Annotated in this window: 17 protein-coding genes; 13 read left to right on the top strand and 4 right to left on the bottom strand. The window is 63.9% G+C overall.

Going from position 1 to position 15,197, the window contains the following annotated elements:
* Window positions 1–101: 101 nt before the first annotated feature.
* Both VG320_RS15545 and gpmA read right to left on the bottom strand, forming a co-directional pair.
* On the bottom strand, window positions 102–1,679 hold the full coding sequence (locus VG320_RS15545; RefSeq protein ID WP_327200980.1) for a S41 family peptidase: 1,578 nt from the start codon (window positions 1,677–1,679) through the stop codon (window positions 102–104).
* A gap of 398 nt (window positions 1,680–2,077) precedes the next feature.
* Window positions 2,078–2,824: a 2,3-diphosphoglycerate-dependent phosphoglycerate mutase gene (gene gpmA, locus VG320_RS15540; RefSeq protein WP_327200979.1), complete on the bottom strand. Its 747-nt coding sequence runs from the start codon at window positions 2,822–2,824 to the stop codon at window positions 2,078–2,080.
* Between the two features lie 203 nt (window positions 2,825–3,027).
* Between gpmA and VG320_RS15535 the strand changes: the two genes are divergently transcribed.
* The 5 genes from VG320_RS15535 (at window position 3,028) to VG320_RS15515 (ending at window position 6,045) form a co-directional block, all read left to right on the top strand.
* A complete protein-coding gene (locus tag VG320_RS15535) occupies window positions 3,028–3,453 on the top strand; it encodes a rhodanese-like domain-containing protein (RefSeq protein ID WP_327200978.1) in 426 nt (141 codons plus the stop codon).
* Entirely contained in the window at window positions 3,450–3,713 is a 264-nt protein-coding gene (gene grxC / locus VG320_RS15530) for a glutaredoxin 3 (RefSeq protein ID WP_027815727.1), read from the top strand. Before VG320_RS15535 ends, grxC begins: the two co-directional genes overlap by 4 nt.
* 222 nt (window positions 3,714–3,935) lie before the next feature.
* The gene (gene secB / locus VG320_RS15525; RefSeq protein ID WP_027815726.1) at window positions 3,936–4,400 is read left to right on the top strand and encodes a protein-export chaperone SecB; all 465 of its coding nucleotides are present in this window, start codon (window positions 3,936–3,938) and stop codon (window positions 4,398–4,400) included.
* Window positions 4,401–4,439: 39 nt separating this feature from the next.
* Window positions 4,440–5,438: an NAD(P)H-dependent glycerol-3-phosphate dehydrogenase gene (locus VG320_RS15520; RefSeq protein WP_327200977.1), complete on the top strand. Its 999-nt coding sequence runs from the start codon at window positions 4,440–4,442 to the stop codon at window positions 5,436–5,438.
* A gap of 73 nt (window positions 5,439–5,511) precedes the next feature.
* Window positions 5,512–6,045 carry an O-acetyl-ADP-ribose deacetylase gene (locus VG320_RS15515; RefSeq protein ID WP_327200976.1) on the top strand — a complete coding sequence of 178 codons (534 nt, stop codon included), beginning with the start codon at window positions 5,512–5,514 and terminating at the stop codon, window positions 6,043–6,045.
* Window positions 6,046–6,061: 16 nt separating this feature from the next.
* On the opposite strand, the gene trmL is transcribed toward VG320_RS15515, so the two are convergent.
* Complete coding sequence (trmL, locus tag VG320_RS15510; RefSeq protein ID WP_327200975.1) at window positions 6,062–6,532, bottom strand: tRNA (uridine(34)/cytosine(34)/5-carboxymethylaminomethyluridine(34)-2'-O)-methyltransferase TrmL; 471 nt, start codon at window positions 6,530–6,532, stop codon at window positions 6,062–6,064.
* Between the two features lie 44 nt (window positions 6,533–6,576).
* The gene (locus VG320_RS15505) at window positions 6,577–7,434 is read right to left on the bottom strand and encodes a ComF family protein (RefSeq protein WP_327201025.1); all 858 of its coding nucleotides are present in this window, start codon (window positions 7,432–7,434) and stop codon (window positions 6,577–6,579) included.
* Window positions 7,435–7,622: 188 nt separating this feature from the next.
* On the opposite strand from VG320_RS15505, the gene VG320_RS15500 reads away from it, so the two are divergent.
* The 8 genes from VG320_RS15500 to VG320_RS15465 all read left to right on the top strand — a co-directional run bounded on the left by VG320_RS15500 (window position 7,623) and on the right by VG320_RS15465 (window position 15,050).
* A complete protein-coding gene (locus VG320_RS15500) occupies window positions 7,623–8,618 on the top strand; it encodes a methyltransferase domain-containing protein (RefSeq protein WP_327200974.1) in 996 nt (331 codons plus the stop codon).
* A 273-nt stretch (window positions 8,619–8,891) separates the two neighbouring features.
* Window positions 8,892–9,368: a DUF2244 domain-containing protein gene (locus tag VG320_RS15495; RefSeq protein WP_327201024.1), complete on the top strand. Its 477-nt coding sequence runs from the start codon at window positions 8,892–8,894 to the stop codon at window positions 9,366–9,368.
* A 94-nt stretch (window positions 9,369–9,462) separates the two neighbouring features.
* A complete protein-coding gene (coxB, locus tag VG320_RS15490) occupies window positions 9,463–11,103 on the top strand; it encodes a cytochrome c oxidase subunit II (protein WP_327200973.1) in 1,641 nt (546 codons plus the stop codon).
* A gap of 220 nt (window positions 11,104–11,323) precedes the next feature.
* On the top strand, window positions 11,324–12,937 hold the full coding sequence (ctaD, locus tag VG320_RS15485; RefSeq protein ID WP_327200972.1) for a cytochrome c oxidase subunit I: 1,614 nt from the start codon (window positions 11,324–11,326) through the stop codon (window positions 12,935–12,937).
* A 188-nt stretch (window positions 12,938–13,125) separates the two neighbouring features.
* Window positions 13,126–13,266 carry a cytochrome oxidase small assembly protein gene (locus VG320_RS15480; protein ID WP_327201023.1) on the top strand — a complete coding sequence of 47 codons (141 nt, stop codon included), beginning with the start codon at window positions 13,126–13,128 and terminating at the stop codon, window positions 13,264–13,266.
* Between the two features lie 40 nt (window positions 13,267–13,306).
* On the top strand, window positions 13,307–13,888 hold the full coding sequence (locus VG320_RS15475) for a cytochrome c oxidase assembly protein (protein WP_327200971.1): 582 nt from the start codon (window positions 13,307–13,309) through the stop codon (window positions 13,886–13,888).
* A gap of 10 nt (window positions 13,889–13,898) precedes the next feature.
* Window positions 13,899–14,123, top strand: a complete 225-nt coding sequence (locus VG320_RS15470; protein ID WP_327200970.1) for a DUF2970 domain-containing protein — start codon at window positions 13,899–13,901, stop codon at window positions 14,121–14,123.
* A gap of 69 nt (window positions 14,124–14,192) precedes the next feature.
* Window positions 14,193–15,050 (top strand): cytochrome c oxidase subunit 3, encoded by an 858-nt coding sequence (locus VG320_RS15465; RefSeq protein WP_327200969.1) that lies wholly within the window; start codon window positions 14,193–14,195, stop codon window positions 15,048–15,050.
* The last annotated feature ends 147 nt before the right edge of the window (window positions 15,051–15,197 follow it).

The raw sequence follows: 15,197 nt of genomic DNA, 5'->3' as shown, positions 1-15,197 counted from the left end.
GGAAGTACAGACTGCTTATTGTACCGGCGCTTGAGGAAACGTCCTTGCGGTCACTGGCGCGATGCGCTCAGGACCGCAAGGACGGTACGACTTTGACTGCTTTACTTCGCCGGAGCGGGAGCCGAGGCCGGAGCCGGCGTCGATGCGCCCGGCACGGCCGAAGCCGACGGCTTCACCGCGATCGGCGCCGAAGCGGACGTGGGCGGCTTGGCTTGCGCGAGGCGGCGCTCCATCGGCGACTTCGATTCCGTCACCGGCTTGCCCTGCAGCTTGTTGAGCGCCTGCTGGAGCATGAAGTCGTCGGTCGAGCCGAACTCGACCGGCTTGCGGTCGCGATCCTTCTGGCGCTGTTCCGGCGTCTTCTTGTCGTTCTGCTCTTCGAGCTGGCGCAGCATGTCCATGCGTTCCTGCTCGCGCAGATCCTGCTCCTTCTTCTCGTCCGGATCCTGCGTGTTCGCAAGGTGGTTCGAGTAGTCGACTTCGCGCGTGACGAGTGCGTCGTCCGGATCGCCGTCCGAGTACTGATCGACCGCAACGTCAGGACGGATGCCCTTGTTCTGGATCGAGCGGCCGCTCGGCGTGTAGTAGTACGCCGTGGTCAGACGCAGCGCCGTGTCGGCCGTCATCGGACGCACCGTCTGCACCGAACCCTTGCCGAACGTGGTCTTGCCGATGATGAGCGCGCGCTTCTGGTCCTGCAGCGCGCCCGCGACGATTTCCGACGCCGACGCCGAGTAGGCGTTGGTCAGCACGATCATCGGCACGGTCTTGAACTCGGCCGCTTCGCCCTTGAGCGGATCGCCGTCGAACGACGGCAGGCGGTAGTTCTCGTAGTTGTCGCGATAGACCTGCTTCGAGTCCGGGATCTGACCGTTGGTCGAGACCACGACCGAGTCCGCCGGCAGGAATGCGCCCGCAACGCCGACCGCGCTCTGCAGCAGACCGCCGCCGTTGTTACGCAGGTCGAGGATGAGGCCCTTGAGGTTCGGCTCCTGACGCGCGATGTCCTGCAGCTTGGCTGCGAGGTCAGGCGTGGTGCGTTCCTGGAAGCTCGTGATGCGGATGTACGCATAGCCCGGCGCCAGGATCTTCGACTTCACGCTCTGCACCTTGATGATGGCGCGAGTGATCGTGAGCGGGAAGGTGCGGTCGTCGGTCTTGCGGAAGATCGTGAGCGTGACCTTCGTGCCCGGGTCGCCGCGCATCTGCTTGACCGCCTGGTCGAGCGTCATGCCGCGCACGGGCTTGTCGTTGATACGCGTGATGAGGTCGCCCGGACGGATGCCGGCGCGGAACGCGGGCGTGTCCTCAATGGGCGAGATCACCTTGATCAGGCCGTCTTCCGAGGAAATCTCGATGCCGAGGCCCGCGAAGCGGCCCTTGGTCTGTTCCTGGAGTTCCTGATAGTCGGTCTTGTCCAGATACGACGAGTGCGGGTCGAGGCTCGACACCATGCCCTTGATGGCAGCGGTGAGCAGCTTCTTGTCGTCGACCGGCGTGACGTACTCATGCTTGATCTGGCCGAACACTTCGGCGAAGAGCCGGAGCTGGTCGAGCGGCAGCGGCTCGATCACGGTTTGCTGGGTCTGCTGCGCCGAGGCGGAAATCTGCAGGGTTGCAAAGACGCCGGTCGCGAGGCCAGCGGCGATCAGGCCGATATTTTTAAGGTTCTTTCGCATAGAGGTTGTTGCGTGCGGTCGAAAGGCGCGTGGCAGCGTCTAATGGAAAAGCGACGGACAAGTATAACTGCACACTCGGCCGCCCTGTGTATAAGGCGCGATGTGGGGACGAACGTTGCGGGTTCGACAGTCGGAACGCCAGCCAGTTCGCAAGGCGCGTGCCGCAAAGCCTTGCTGGATGCGGGGCTGGCGTGGGAGTGACGTGAAGATGGCAGGTCTGCCAGACGGTGAGGTGAAATCGGCGGGGAATGCCTGAACGCGCCCGAGCACGCAAGGCGCGTGCGCAAATGGGCACAACGCCCGCCGCGGTGCGAACAAACCGGCGGGTAAACCGATCGGCCGCCGGCCCACGCAAACGCGCAGGCCGGCGGCCGGGAAGTGCGACGGCAGAGATAGGCTTAAGCCTTCTTGCCCTGGTTGGCCACCGCGGCCTGAGCCTTGGCGATGGCGTCGGCGTCGCCCAGATAGTAGTGCGTGATGGGCTTGAGGTTCTCGTCCAGTTCATAGACGAGCGGCACGCCGTTCGGGATGTTCAGGCCGACGATGTCGGTGTCCGAAATATCGTCGAGGTACTTCACCAGCGCGCGGATCGAGTTGCCGTGCGCGGCGATCACGATCTTCTTGCCTGCCTTGATAGCCGGTGCGATCGACTCGTTCCACAGCGGCAGCACGCGCGCCACGGTGTCCTTCAGGCATTCCGTGAGCGGCAGCTCTTCGCGCGGCACCTTGGCATAGCGCGGGTCGTTGTAGGCCGTGCGATCGTCCGTCGGTTCCAGCGCGGGCGGCGGCGTGTCGTAGCTGCGGCGCCAGACCAGCACCTGTTCGTCGCCGTATTTGGCGGCCGTTTCCGCCTTGTTCAGGCCCGAAAGCGCGCCGTAGTGGCGCTCGTTCAGACGCCACGAGTGCACGACCGGCAGGTACATCTGGTCCATCTGGTCCTGGACGTGCCAGAGCGTGCGGATCGCGCGCTTGAGCACCGACGTGTAGGCGATGTCGAACGCATAGCCGGACGCCTTGAGCAGCTGGCCGGCCTGCTGGGCTTCGCGGTTGCCCTGTTCGGTCAGGTCGACGTCCACCCAGCCGGTGAAGCGGTTTTCCTTGTTCCAGGTCGATTCGCCGTGGCGGATAAGTACGAGTTTGTACATGTGGATGACGGTCGGTAGTGAGGGAAGCGGTAATCGGGGACGGGGAACGTCGGTGATACGGCTAGCTCGCGAACGCTGCCCGGTCCAGCGGGTTGCAAGCCCGGGCTTGGGGGCGGCAACCCTGCGACAAACGGTTATTTTATAATGGCTGGATTGTCTGAACTGGATTTCCCTCGATTTCTCTTTTTCCCGGCGGCTCATCCGTGACGTTCTTTACCAATTACATCAACCTTGTACTCATCGCGATCGTCCTCATCTCTGGAGGGTTGCTGCTGTGGCCGACGCTCAAACGCGGTGGCCGGGGCGGGGTTTCCGCCGCCGAGGCGACGCAGATGATCAATCGCCGCAACGCGGTGGTGATCGACGTGCGTTCGGCCGACGAATTCGCCAAGGGCCATTTGCCCGCTGCCCGCCACCTGCCGTTTGGCGAGTTGCAGGGCAAGGTCGCGCAGTTCGTCAAGAACAAGAGCAACCCGGTGTTGCTGGTCTGCCAGACGGGCCAGCAGTCGCACAAGGCCGCGAGCCTCGTGAAGGAAGCCGGTTTTGCCGAAGTCCACGTGCTGGACGGCGGCGTGAACGCCTGGCAGCAGGCCGGTATGCCGGTCGTGAAACAAGGAGGTACGAAGTGAGCAAGGTTGTCATGTACAGCACCCAGGTGTGCCCGTATTGCCAGATGGCCGAACGTCTTTTAAAGTCGCGCGGCGTCGAACACATCGAAAAAGTGCTGATCGACCGGGATCCGGCGCGGCGCGAGGAAATGATGACGCGCACGGGCCGTCGCACCGTGCCGCAGGTTTTCATCGGCGAGACGCATGTGGGCGGTTACGATGACCTTTCCGCGCTCGATCGTGCCGGCGGCCTGATGCCGCTGCTCGAAGCGGCGGCTTGAGTTTTCCGGCGTCGCATGTTGTGACGCCGCGTCGCGGCTGGCGTCGCGATTTTTTCGCCCGTGCGGGCCGGTGAGGCGCGCGCGGGCTTGCTGTCGTTTGTTGCTGTCATCGCTGCTCATTGCGGCTGTGCAACGAAATTTCACCATTGTCCGATTTCCGGCAGGGCGAAGCATCGTGATACTGCGCAACTGCAACTTCATTTAATCAGGAAGCCAAACACCATGTCTGACGAGAATAACCAGCCGTTCTTCAACATCCAGCGCATCTACCTCAAGGACCTTTCGCTGGAGCAGCCGAACTCGCCGGCCATCTTCCTCGAGCAGGACATGCCTTCCGTGGAAGTGGAAGTCGACGTCAAGGCCGAGCGCCTCGCGGAATCGGTGTTCGAAATCCTCGTGACCGGCACGGTCACCGCCAAGGTCAAGGAAAAGGTCGCTTTCCTGATCGAAGCCAAGCAAGCGGGCATTTTCGACATTCGCAACATCCCGGCTGAACAGGTCGATCCGCTGGTTGGCATCGCCTGCCCGACGATCCTGTTCCCGTACCTGCGCTCGAACATCGCCGACGCGATCACGCGTGCCGGTTTCCCGCCGATCCACCTGGCCGAAATCAACTTCCAGGCGCTCTACGAGCAACGCCTGCAGCAGCTCGCGCAGCAGCAAGGCGCCAGCAACGCCACGCATTGATTGAGCGCTGAAACCTCACAACCGGTGCGGAGTACTGGAATGAAAGTCGCCGTTCTCGGCGCCGGAGCGTGGGGCACCGCGCTGGCAGGGCATCTCGCCCAGGCGCATGACACGTTGTTGTGGGCGCGCGATGGCGCGCTCGTGGATACCCTGCGCCAGACGCACGAGAACGCCCGCTATCTTGCGGGCGTCTCGCTGCCACCCTCTCTTAAGTACGAGACCGATTTAAGCGCCGCGCTCGAACATGCTTCGGGCGAGGCGGATCTCGTCGTGCTCGGCACGCCCGTCGCGGGTTTGCGCGACATGTTGCGCACGATGCGCGATATGGGCCAGGTGCCCGCGCACTTCGTCTGGCTCTGCAAGGGCTTCGAAGCCGATTCGCAACTCATGCCGCATCAGGTGGTGGCCGCCGAACTGCCCGGCCACGCCAGCAACGGCGTGCTGTCCGGCCCGAGCTTCGCGCGCGAAGTGGGCGACGGCCTGCCCGTTGCGCTGACCATCGCGAGCGCCTCGGCCGATTGCCGCGAGCGCACGCTCGACGCCTTCCACCATCGCGCGATGCGCATCTACACCGGCGACGACGTCGTGGGCGTGGAAGTGGGCGGCGCGGTCAAGAACGTGCTGGCGATCGCCACGGGCATTTCGGATGGTTTGGGCCTCGGCCTGAACGCGCGCGCCGCGCTGATCACGCGCGGTCTCGCGGAGATGACGCGCCTCGGCGTGACGCTCGGCGGACGTGCGGAAACCTTTACGGGTCTCACGGGCCTCGGCGACCTGATACTCACCGCAACGGGCGATCTTTCGCGCAACCGCACTGTGGGCAAGCAGCTTGCAAGCGGGCGCACGCTCGACGATATTCTCGGCGCGCTGGGCCATGTGGCCGAAGGCGTGCGCTGCGCGCGTGCCGTGGCGGCGATCGCTCGCGCTCATCAGATCGACATGCCGATCACCGAAGCGGTATGCGCCGTGCTGTTCGACGGCGTGGCGCCGCGCGATGCGGTGAGCGCGCTGCTCAGACGCGACGCGAAGGCGGAGTAGGGCGCGGTACGGGCTTTGCGCCGCCGCTGCCGCGTTTGACCAAACGGCGCGCGAACGCGCAGGAGGCCCCGTCATGACCACCGTCAAAACTATCGGTAATTGCCGCATCGAAGCGAGAGTCGTCGACATCACGACTTTGCGCGTCGATGCGATCGTGAATGCGGCCAATACGTCGCTGCTAGGCGGCGGTGGCGTGGACGGCGCGATTCATCGCGCGGCGGGCCCCGAGCTGCTGCGCGAGTGCGAAACGCTCAACGGCTGCCCGACCGGCGACGCCAAAATCACCGCCGGCTACAAACTTCCCGCCAGACATGTGATCCACACCGTCGGCCCCATCTGGAACGGCGGCGGGCGCGACGAGGCGTTTCCGCTTGCCTCGTGCTATCGGCGCTCGCTTGAAGTGGCGCGCGAGGCAGGTGTGACGAGCATCGCGTTTCCGGCGATCAGTTGCGGCGTGTATCGCTTTCCGCCCGATGAGGCCGCGAAGATTGCGCTCGCAACCGTCGTGGATGCCTTATCCGCTTATCCCACGCTCGAACAGGTGATCTTTGCCTGCTTCGACGATGCGATGCTCGCGCGTTACCAGCGCGAACTCGACGCGCTCTGACGAGCGCGCCTCGCGTTTATTCCCCGCCTTCGAACCCCGCCTGCCGCCACGCCTCGAACACCACCACCGCGACGGTATTGGACAGATTCAGGCTGCGGTTGCCGGGCCGCATCGGCAGGCGCACGCGCTGTTCGGGCGCGAAGCGGTCGAGCACCGTGTCGGGCAGCCCGCGCGTTTCTGCGCCGAACACAAACCAGTCGCCCGGCAAGAACGCGTGATCGTGAAAACGGCCCGAGCCGCGCGTGGTGAACGCGAACATGCGCGCCGGGTCAGGCGTTTCCTTTGCGAGAAACGCGTCCCAGTCGCTGTGCACATTCATCTGCGCGTATTCGTGATAATCCAGGCCCGCGCGGCGCAGTTTGGTGTCGTCGAGCGGAAAACCGAGCGGCTCGATCAGGTGCAGGCGCGCGCCCGTGTTGGCGCACAGGCGGATGACATTGCCGGTATTCGGCGGGATTTCCGGTTCGACGAGAACGACGTTGAACATGACGATAAAAACCGTGAAGAGAACTGGGTAACGAAAGAAGGATGTCAGTCCTTCGGAGTGCGCAAGGCGACGAAATTTGTCACGCGCCGCGCGCCCGCGGCCTTGAGCGTGTGCGCGAGGGCGTCGAGCGTCGCGCCCGAGGTCATGACATCGTCGACCACGCCGATGTGCAGGCCCTGCAGCGCGCAACCATCATCTTTCAGGGCAAACGCGCGGCCCACGTTGCGACGGCGCGTGTCGCGATCGAGTCGCGACTGCGCCGCCGTGTGCAGCGTGCGGCGCACGAGCGTGGCGTCGGCGCGCGTGCCGAGCGCGCGGGCGAGCGGCTTCGCAATCTGCCACGCCTGGTTATAGCCGCGCGCGATCAGGCGCTCGCGCGAAAGCGGGACCGGCACGATCAGCGCGGGCGTATCGGCTGGATCGAGCAGGTCGTCGGCGGCGCTTGCGAGACGCGCCGCGAATTCTTCGCCAAGACCAAGCCGCGCGCGAAACTTCAGGCCGCGGACGAGCGCGTCGAGCGGCGCGCGATAGTCGGCCAGCGCGATCGTCGCTTCGAAAGCGGGCGGCGTTTTCACGCAGGCGTTGCATCGGTAGCCGTTGTGTCCTCGCGTGCTGCGACCGCTTGCAAGCGGCAGCGCGCAGACCGTGCAGCGCAGCCGGGCCTCGTTCCAGTACGCCGCGTCGCAGGCCGCGCAGAGCAGCGAATTCACGCCAGAGCGCAGCCCGGACGCGCGTCTCCGGGCAGTGCGCACCCCGCGCGAGCGTCGCGGCAAATTGCCGCATAATGGGCACGCACTGGGCAGCAAGCGCGGTAGCAGATCCGGCAGTAGATCCGACAGCACGAACTGAACGAGCCGTGGCCAACGCGCCCGCCCGTCAGGCTTATCCCGATAAGCGCGCATCGCCAGATGATGGCAGGCGCGTCGCGGGGCAGGCGACGGGTTGGACGTCACTGAAGACGTCGAATAATCCGACTGATCGGGCGGCAGCGGCATCGTAGGACGGCCCTGAACGGGCCCCAAGCGGGCGAGTGAACTGAAAGGATGGGAGTGAGCGAGTATACTTCGCAGACTTCGCCAATACGACCGACATGTCCCCGTCTCACCCCAGACCCGGCCGTCCGGCCTATGATCCGCGCTATCTGCAGCGGATTTTCGATCGCCGTGCGGCGACTTTCGACCAGGTCGCGTTCCTGCCGCGCGAAATCGCTGAGCGCATGCGCGAGCGCCTCGAATACATCAAGGTGAGCCCTTCGTGCGTGCTCGACCTGGGCTGCGGCCCCGGTGACGATCTCCCGCGTTTGCGCGAGCGCTTCCCTGAAGCGCCCGTGTTCGGCGCCGATCTCTCCTTCGCCATGCTCGAGCGCGCCCGCGCGCACGACGCCGGCGACACGAGCTGGCGGCGCTTTCTCCCCGCCTCGATCGGACGCGCGCTCGGTTCGCGCGGGCCGCGCTTCGCACAGGCCGATTTCGCCGCGTTGCCGTTTGCGCATGGCGCCTTCGAGCTGCTGTGGTCGAACCTCGCCTTGCACTGGCATCCGCGTCCGGACCTCGTGTTCGGCGAATGGCAGCGCGTGCTCAAGGTCAACGGCCTGCTGATGTTCAGCACGCTCGGGCCGGACACGTTCAAGGAATTGCGCGGCGCCTACGCCGAAGTCGAGGCCGCGCATGGCGTGCCGATGCAGCCGCATGTGATCGATTTCGTCGATATGCACGATCTCGGCGACATGCTGGTCGAGAACGGCTTCGAGATTCCGGTGATGGATCAGGAAACGCTCACCGTCACCTACAAGACGCCGGAAAAGCTGCTCGCCGACGTGCGCCGCTGGGGCGCGTACCCGTTCGCGCGGGACTTCGGCGAGGGCGATGAGGCCGGGCAGCCTGGCGCGTCGCGGCGTCTGTATCGCGCGCTGCTGGCCGCACTCGAAGCACGGCGTCTGAGCGATGGCCCGAACGCCGGCACGATCCCGCTCACCTTCGAGATCATCTACGGCCATGCGTGGAAAGCGGTGCCGCGCACGACCGCCGAAGGCCACGGCATCGTGCGGATCGAAGATATCGGCCGAGGTTCGGCAAGGAATCGTTGACGTAATAAGGGGGCTTTCGTTATGCCTGAAATTAGCGCCTGAAAAGCCCTCGAAAATTTGTCGAAAAATCGCTGGAAGGCCCGTCGGTATTGGGTTTTAGGCCGATTGGGGCTTGCTTGTGGGGCCTGGGGATCGCGCCTATAATGCGTCGGTCTGCAGGCGGCGGGGCGCGATGAGTTTGCGCGCAACACCGTGCTGACTCCGGATGTCCCGCAGTTGTGCAAGGCGCAAAGCGGCGATAGTCTGAGGATGTTGCAGTGGGGGAAACGAGCGATGCAGACGTCTGATCTGCTGGCGAACCCGGAGCCGGTCCTCAAGGACTGGACGATGAAGCGCAATTGTTCGGTTTCGCCCAGGCAATTCGTGTTGTTCTATTTGTCGCTGGCGCTGGTCTCCATCGCGATCGCCGTTCTGCTGTTGATCCACGGCGCCTGGCTGGTTTTGCCGTTCACTGGTATCGATCTGTTGGTCGTTGGAGGCGCCTTCGCCATCTATGCGCGCCATGCTGTCGATTACGAACGTATCAGGCTTTATCCGAACCGGCTGGTGATCGAGCAGATGAGCGCCGACGCGCTCACGCAGTTCGAATTCAATCCCCGCTGGGTCCGGGTCGAGCCGGGCGCCACCCCACGCGACCCGGTGCGTCTCGTGTCCCGCGGCCAGGCGGTCGCGGTCGGTTTGCATTTGCCGCAGTATCGGCGTGCGCAGTTCGCGCGGGAACTGCGCTCGTGGCTTGCGCGCGCGATTTGAATGGATGCGTGCTGTGAGCGAATCACGGTGCGGCGTGTGCGCCCCCCAGGGCGTGACCTGGTTGCAAAACCTTCCTGCGGGGTCGAGGGTTTGAATGGAAATTATGGGTAAGGAAGCTATGAAAACAATCAAGCGAGCCCTACAGGGCGTGCTGGCGTGCAGCGGACTTCTCGTCGCCGGCGCGGCACTCGCAGTCGGAGACAGTCCGGGCGGCCCAGCGGTCAACGAGATCAATCTCCAGCCGCCCGTCACGCGCATCGCAGAAGAGCTTTACGACCTCCATACGATGATGCTGATCCTATGCACGGTGATTTTCATCGGCGTATTCGGCGTCATGTTCTATTCGATTTTTGCGCATCGCAAGTCGAAGGGCCATCAGGCTTCGCATTTCCACGAAAGCACGACCGTCGAAATCATCTGGACGATCGTGCCGTTCATCATCGTCGTGCTGATGGCGCTGCCGGCCACCAAGGCCGTTGTCGCCATGAAGGACACCACCAACGCCGATATCACCGTGAAGGTCACGGGCTATCAGTGGAAGTGGGGCTACGACTACGTGAAGGGGCCGGGCGAGGGCATCAGCTTCCTCTCCACGCTCACCACGCCGCGCAGCGAAGTGAACGGCCTTGCGCCGATCACCGATACGTACCTCCAGGAAGTCGATAACCCGCTGGTCGTGCCGGTCAACAAGAAGATCCGCGTGATCACGACGGCCAACGACGTGGTGCACTCGTGGTACGTGCCCGCATTCGGCGTGAAGCAGGATGCGATTCCGGGCTTCGTGCGCGATACGTGGTTCAAGGCTGAAAAGGTGGGCACCTATCGCGGCTTCTGTACTGAGCTTTGCGGCAAGGAGCACGCATACATGCCGGTAGTGGTCGAGGTCCTCTCCGACGACGACTACGCGAAATGGGTCTCGACGCAGAAGGCGAAGATGGCCGCGGCCAACGACGACCCGAACAAGACCTACACGATGGCCGAACTCAAGGAGCGCGGCGAGAAGGTCTACGCGTCGAACTGCGCGGTGTGCCACCAGCCGACCGGCAAGGGCGCGGGCGCGTTCCCGGCGCTCGACGGCAGCAAGGTCGCCAACGGTCCGATCGCCGAGCACGTGAGCATCGTGCTCAAGGGCAAGGCGGCGATGCCGTCGTGGGCGCCTACGCTCAACGACGTCGAAATCGCTTCGGTCATCACCTTCGAGCGCAACGCGTGGGGCAACCACACGGGCGACATTCTGCAGCCTCGTCAGGTGGCCGATGCGCGCAACGGCAAGATGCCCGAAGGCGGCGGCACGACGGCGGCGGCAGGCGCGGATCAGGCCGCTTCTGGCGGTGCTGCGAGCGGCGCGGCTGAAGCCAGCGCACCGGCTGCTGCGGCAAGCGGCGCGGACCAGGCCTCAGGCGCGACTGCGGCCACCGCATCGCTGCCCGCGAGCGTCTACTTCGAAGTGGGCAAGAGCACGCTGCCCGCCGACGCGAAGGACGCCATCCAGGCGGCGGCCGATTACGCAAAGGCGCATCCTGACGCGAAGTTCACGCTCTCGGGTTACACCGACGCGAGCGGCAAGGCCAGCGCCAACGCGGAACTGGCCAAGCACCGTGCGCAAGCCGTGCGCGACGCCCTCAAGGCCGCAGGCATCGCCGAAGATCACATCATCCTGAAGAAGCCGGAAACCGTCACCGGCGGCACGGACGCGAAGGAAGCGCGTCGCGTGGAAATCGGCCCGGCTGCATAAAACGCATCCGTTGAGGCCCAGGCGGGCCACAAGCAGTCCATAACGAATTCGATAACAAGAAACTCGCAGTACGCTGTAAAAAAGCGGGCACGAGCAGCGGCGACGCAGAGCTTGCCAACACTGCAGTAAGAGACGCAAAGCAATTTGCTTCAGCAACTAAATTGCATGGGGCTAGAGTCAGGCGCTTAGGCGCCAACTCCGGCCGACAGGAGAAAGAGTCATGTCTAGCATCGGACACGATGTAGCTGGGGGGCACGGTCACGTGCATGGCGACCACGCCCACGCGACGCCACACGGCTGGCGCCGCTGGCTGATGGCCACCAACCACAAGGACATCGGTACGCTGTACCTGCTGTTCTCATTCGTGATGTTCCTGTCGGGCGGCGTGATGGCGCTAGGCATCCGCGCCGAGCTGTTCGAACCGGGCCTGCAGATCATGCGCCCCGAGTTCTTCAACCAGCTCACCACGATGCACGGCCTGATCATGGTGTTCGGCGCGATCATGCCGGCCTTCGTGGGCTTCGCGAACTGGATGGTGCCGCTGCAGATCGGCGCATCGGACATGGCCTTCGCGCGCATGAACAACTTCAGCTTCTGGCTGCTGCCCGCCGCCGCCTGTCTGCTGGTCGGTTCGTTCTTCGCGCCGGGCGGCGCGACCGCCGCGGGCTGGACGCTCTACGCGCCGCTGTCCACGCAGATGGGTCCGGGCATGGACCTGGCGATCTTCGCGGTCCACATGATGGGCGCCTCGTCGATCATGGGTGGCATCAATATCGTCGTCACCATCCTGAACATGCGCGCACCGGGCATGACGCTCATGAAGATGCCGATGTTCGCATGGACGTGGCTCATCACCGCTTATCTGCTGATCGCCGTGATGCCGGTTCTGGCGGGCGCGATCACCATGCTGCTGTTCGATCGTCACTTCGGCACGAGCTTCTTCAATGCGGCGGGCGGCGGCGATCCGGTCATGTACCAGCATATCTTCTGGTTCTTCGGCCACCCCGAGGTCTACATCATGATCTTGCCGGCGTTCGGGATCGTGTCGCAGGTGATTCCGGCGTTCTCGCGCAAGCCGCTGTTCGGCTATAGCTCGATGGTGTACGCCACGGCATCGATCGCGATTCTCTCGTTCATGGTCTGGGCGCACCACATGTTCGCTACGGGCATGCCGGTCACGGGTCAGCTGTTCTTCATGTACGCGACGATGCTGATCGCGGTGCCCACGGGCGTGAAGGTGTTCAACTGGGTCGCCACCATGTGGCGCGGCTCGCTCACCTTCGAGACGCCGATGCTGTGGGCCGTGGGCTTCCTGATCGTGTTCACGTTCGGCGGTCTGTCGGGTCTGATGCTGGCGATGGCGCCGCTCGACATCCAGTATCACGGCACTTACTTCGTGGTCGCGCACTTCCACTACGTGCTGGTGGCGGGGTCGTTATTCGCGCTGTTCTCAGGGTGGTACTACTGGTCGCCCAAATGGACCGGCTGGATGTACAACGAGATGCGCGGCAAGATCCACTTCTGGTGCTCGCTGGTGTTCTTCAACGTCGCCTTCCTGCCGATGCACTTCGTGGGTCTGGCCGGCATGCCGCGTCGCTATGCCGACTATCCGGCCCAGTTCACCGACTGGAACCAGGTCATCACGATCGGCGCATTCGGTTTCGGGCTTTCTCAGGTGTACTTCCTGTTCTTCGTCGCGCTGCCCGCGTATCGCGGCGGCGGCGAGCTGGAAAAGGCTGGCGACAAGCCCTGGGATGGCGCAACCGGCCTCGAATGGACCGTGCCGAGCCCGGCGCCGTTCCACACCTTCGAGAATCCGCCGACGGTCGAATAAGACCCGCTCGACATACGGTGTCCGGTTGTATCGCCTGATAGGCCGATAAGCCGGACACGAACCGAAGCCGCGATGCTCACGCTGTTATCGACGGCCAGCACGAGGAGCGATACACGATGCCCGAAGTGGCGCAAGAAGTGGTGCAACTCGCGATGGACGCCGAAGCCGCGGCCAACCGTACTGCAAGCATGACCCGCAACTCTCAAAAGCCACGCACGCGCGAACAGATTCGCGCCGGCAATCTGCGGCTCGGTTTGATTTTGCTGGCGGTCGCCGCGGTGTTCTTTCTGGGCGCCGTCGTGAAGCAGGTGTATTTCTCCGGACCCTGACGCGCAGGCGTCGGGCCGGCACACTGTTCGAGGTAGTCCGATGTCCACGCAGCATGCAGGTAGCGACCGCGCCTTCAACCGCTCGATGCTCATCAAGCTCGTGGTGGTGGCGCTTTTGATGTTCGGCTTCGGCTGGGCGCTGGTGCCGATGTATCGCGCGATCTGCGAGGTCACGGGCGTCAACAATCTGGTGCAGCGCGACACCACTGCACGCGAAGCGCGCAACACACAGGTGGACATGACGCGCACGGTGTCAGTGGAACTGGACGCCAACGCGCGCGGACTGCTGGGCTTCAAGCCGGAGCAGAGCAGCATCGATGTGCATCCCGGTGAAGTCATGACGGTGATGTACGACATTTCGAACAACGAAGGACGCACGATCGACGCGCAGGCGATCCCGAGCTACGCACCGAAACAGGCGACCGAATTTTTCCGCAAGATCGAGTGTTTCTGCTTCACGCAGCAGACCTTGCAGCCGAAGGAGACGAAGCGCATGCCGGTGGTGTTCGTGATCGATCCGAAGCTGCCGAAGGACGTGAAGACGATCACGCTGTCGTACACCTTCTTCGAGCTGAATAAACCGGCCGTGCCGCAGCCGCCGAAGCAGGCAGCGGGAGCGTGAGGCGCGAAACATGAACGAAGAAAGCGGCGCAAGACCAGCGAAGGCGAAGAAAAACAGCGTGCTGCAACTGGTGAAGGCAGTGGCGTGGTCGTTTCTTGGCGTGCGCAAGCGCGCCGACCTCGAATCCGACGCCGCGCAACTGCATCCGCTGGCGCTGATCGCGGCGGGCATTATCGGCGCGATTCTGTTTATCGTCGTGCTGCTGCTGATCGTCCACGCGGTCGTGGGCAAGTGAGCGGCCAACAATGAATAACGTAGAGACACCGGCCGAGTCCGGGAGCAACTGGAAACTGGAGAAACAGGCATGAGCGGCCAAAACGATAGCCCGTACTACTTCGTACCGCACCCGTCGCGGCATCCGATCAGCGCGTCCATTGGCCTGCTGGTCATGCTGTCGTCGCTCGCGTCGTGGATCAATGGCGACTCGTGGGCGCCGATCGGCGTGGTTGTCGGTCTCTTGTGGTTGCTTTTCACGCTCTGGCACTGGTTCGGCGACGCGATCTCCGAATCCGAAGGCGGCATGTACGGCAAACGCGTCGACGTGTCGTACCGCTGGAGCATGAGCTGGTTCATCTTTTCTGAGGTGATGTTCTTCGGCGCATTCTTTGGCGCATTGTTCTACGCCCGCCAGATCGCGCTGCATCAGCTCGGCAGCCTCGACTTCAAGCTGATCTGGCCGGACTTCGCGGCGGTATGGCCCAACAACGGTCCGGCGGCGCTGGTTTCCCACTTCCGCTCGATGACGCCGTGGCCGGTTCCGACCATCAACACGGCGCTGCTGCTTTCGTCAGGCGCGACGCTCACCGTGTCGCACCACGCGCTGCGCGACAACCATCGCCGCAAAGCCATCGCGTGGCTCGCGGGCACGCTGGTACTGGGGATCTGCTTCCTCTGCCTGCAGGCCTTCGAATACATCCATGCGTACAACGAACTGAATCTGACGCTCGCTTCCGGCATCTACGGTTCGACCTTCTTCCTGCTGACGGGCTTCCACGGCTTTCACGTGTTCCTCGGCGGCACGATGCTCGCTGTCGTGATGGTCCGGATGATTCGCGGACACTTCACGCCCGAGCATCACTTCGCGTTCGAAGGTGCGGCCTGGTACTGGCACTTCGTGGACGTGGTGTGGCTCGGTCTCTACGTGGTGGTGTACTGGCTGTAACGCGTGCGGCGCGCGCGCCGTTTGAGCGCCGCGGGCCTGAAAACACGAAGGCGCCGCTCCGACATGGTCGGCGCGGCGCCTTGGCTTTTTTGCGGGTCCGGCGTATGCGCCGGACTATGAAACTCGCGTGGCGTCGATCAGCGGCCG

The sequence above is a fragment of the Paraburkholderia sp. genome (genome assembly GCF_035948235.1).
Classification (GTDB): domain Bacteria; phylum Pseudomonadota; class Gammaproteobacteria; order Burkholderiales; family Burkholderiaceae; genus Paraburkholderia.
The sequence above is the reverse complement of the archived record's forward strand: the minus strand, read 5'-3'. Positions and strand labels throughout refer to the sequence as shown.

Bases quoted from the DNA above. Each gene is read 5' to 3' on its own strand.
- VG320_RS15520 (WP_327200977.1), top strand. From the start codon at position 4,440: ATGAAAGTCGCCGTTCTCGGCGCCGGAGCGTGGGGCACCGCGCTGGCA.
- gpmA (WP_327200979.1), bottom strand. From the start codon at position 2,824: ATGTACAAACTCGTACTTATCCGCCACGGCGAATCGACCTGGAACAAG.
- VG320_RS15480 (WP_327201023.1), top strand. From the start codon at position 13,126: ATGACCCGCAACTCTCAAAAGCCACGCACGCGCGAACAGATTCGCGCC.
- VG320_RS15500 (WP_327200974.1), top strand. From the start codon at position 7,623: ATGTCCCCGTCTCACCCCAGACCCGGCCGTCCGGCCTATGATCCGCGC.
- VG320_RS15505 (WP_327201025.1), bottom strand. From the start codon at position 7,434: ATGCGCGCTTATCGGGATAAGCCTGACGGGCGGGCGCGTTGGCCACGG.
- VG320_RS15495 (WP_327201024.1), top strand. From the start codon at position 8,892: ATGCAGACGTCTGATCTGCTGGCGAACCCGGAGCCGGTCCTCAAGGAC.
- VG320_RS15515 (WP_327200976.1), top strand. From the start codon at position 5,512: ATGACCACCGTCAAAACTATCGGTAATTGCCGCATCGAAGCGAGAGTC.
- coxB (WP_327200973.1), top strand. From the start codon at position 9,463: ATGGAAATTATGGGTAAGGAAGCTATGAAAACAATCAAGCGAGCCCTA.
- secB (WP_027815726.1), top strand. From the start codon at position 3,936: ATGTCTGACGAGAATAACCAGCCGTTCTTCAACATCCAGCGCATCTAC.
- VG320_RS15475 (WP_327200971.1), top strand. From the start codon at position 13,307: ATGTCCACGCAGCATGCAGGTAGCGACCGCGCCTTCAACCGCTCGATG.
- ctaD (WP_327200972.1), top strand. From the start codon at position 11,324: ATGTCTAGCATCGGACACGATGTAGCTGGGGGGCACGGTCACGTGCAT.
- VG320_RS15465 (WP_327200969.1), top strand. From the start codon at position 14,193: ATGAGCGGCCAAAACGATAGCCCGTACTACTTCGTACCGCACCCGTCG.
- VG320_RS15470 (WP_327200970.1), top strand. From the start codon at position 13,899: ATGAACGAAGAAAGCGGCGCAAGACCAGCGAAGGCGAAGAAAAACAGC.
- VG320_RS15545 (WP_327200980.1), bottom strand. From the start codon at position 1,679: ATGCGAAAGAACCTTAAAAATATCGGCCTGATCGCCGCTGGCCTCGCG.
- trmL (WP_327200975.1), bottom strand. From the start codon at position 6,532: ATGTTCAACGTCGTTCTCGTCGAACCGGAAATCCCGCCGAATACCGGC.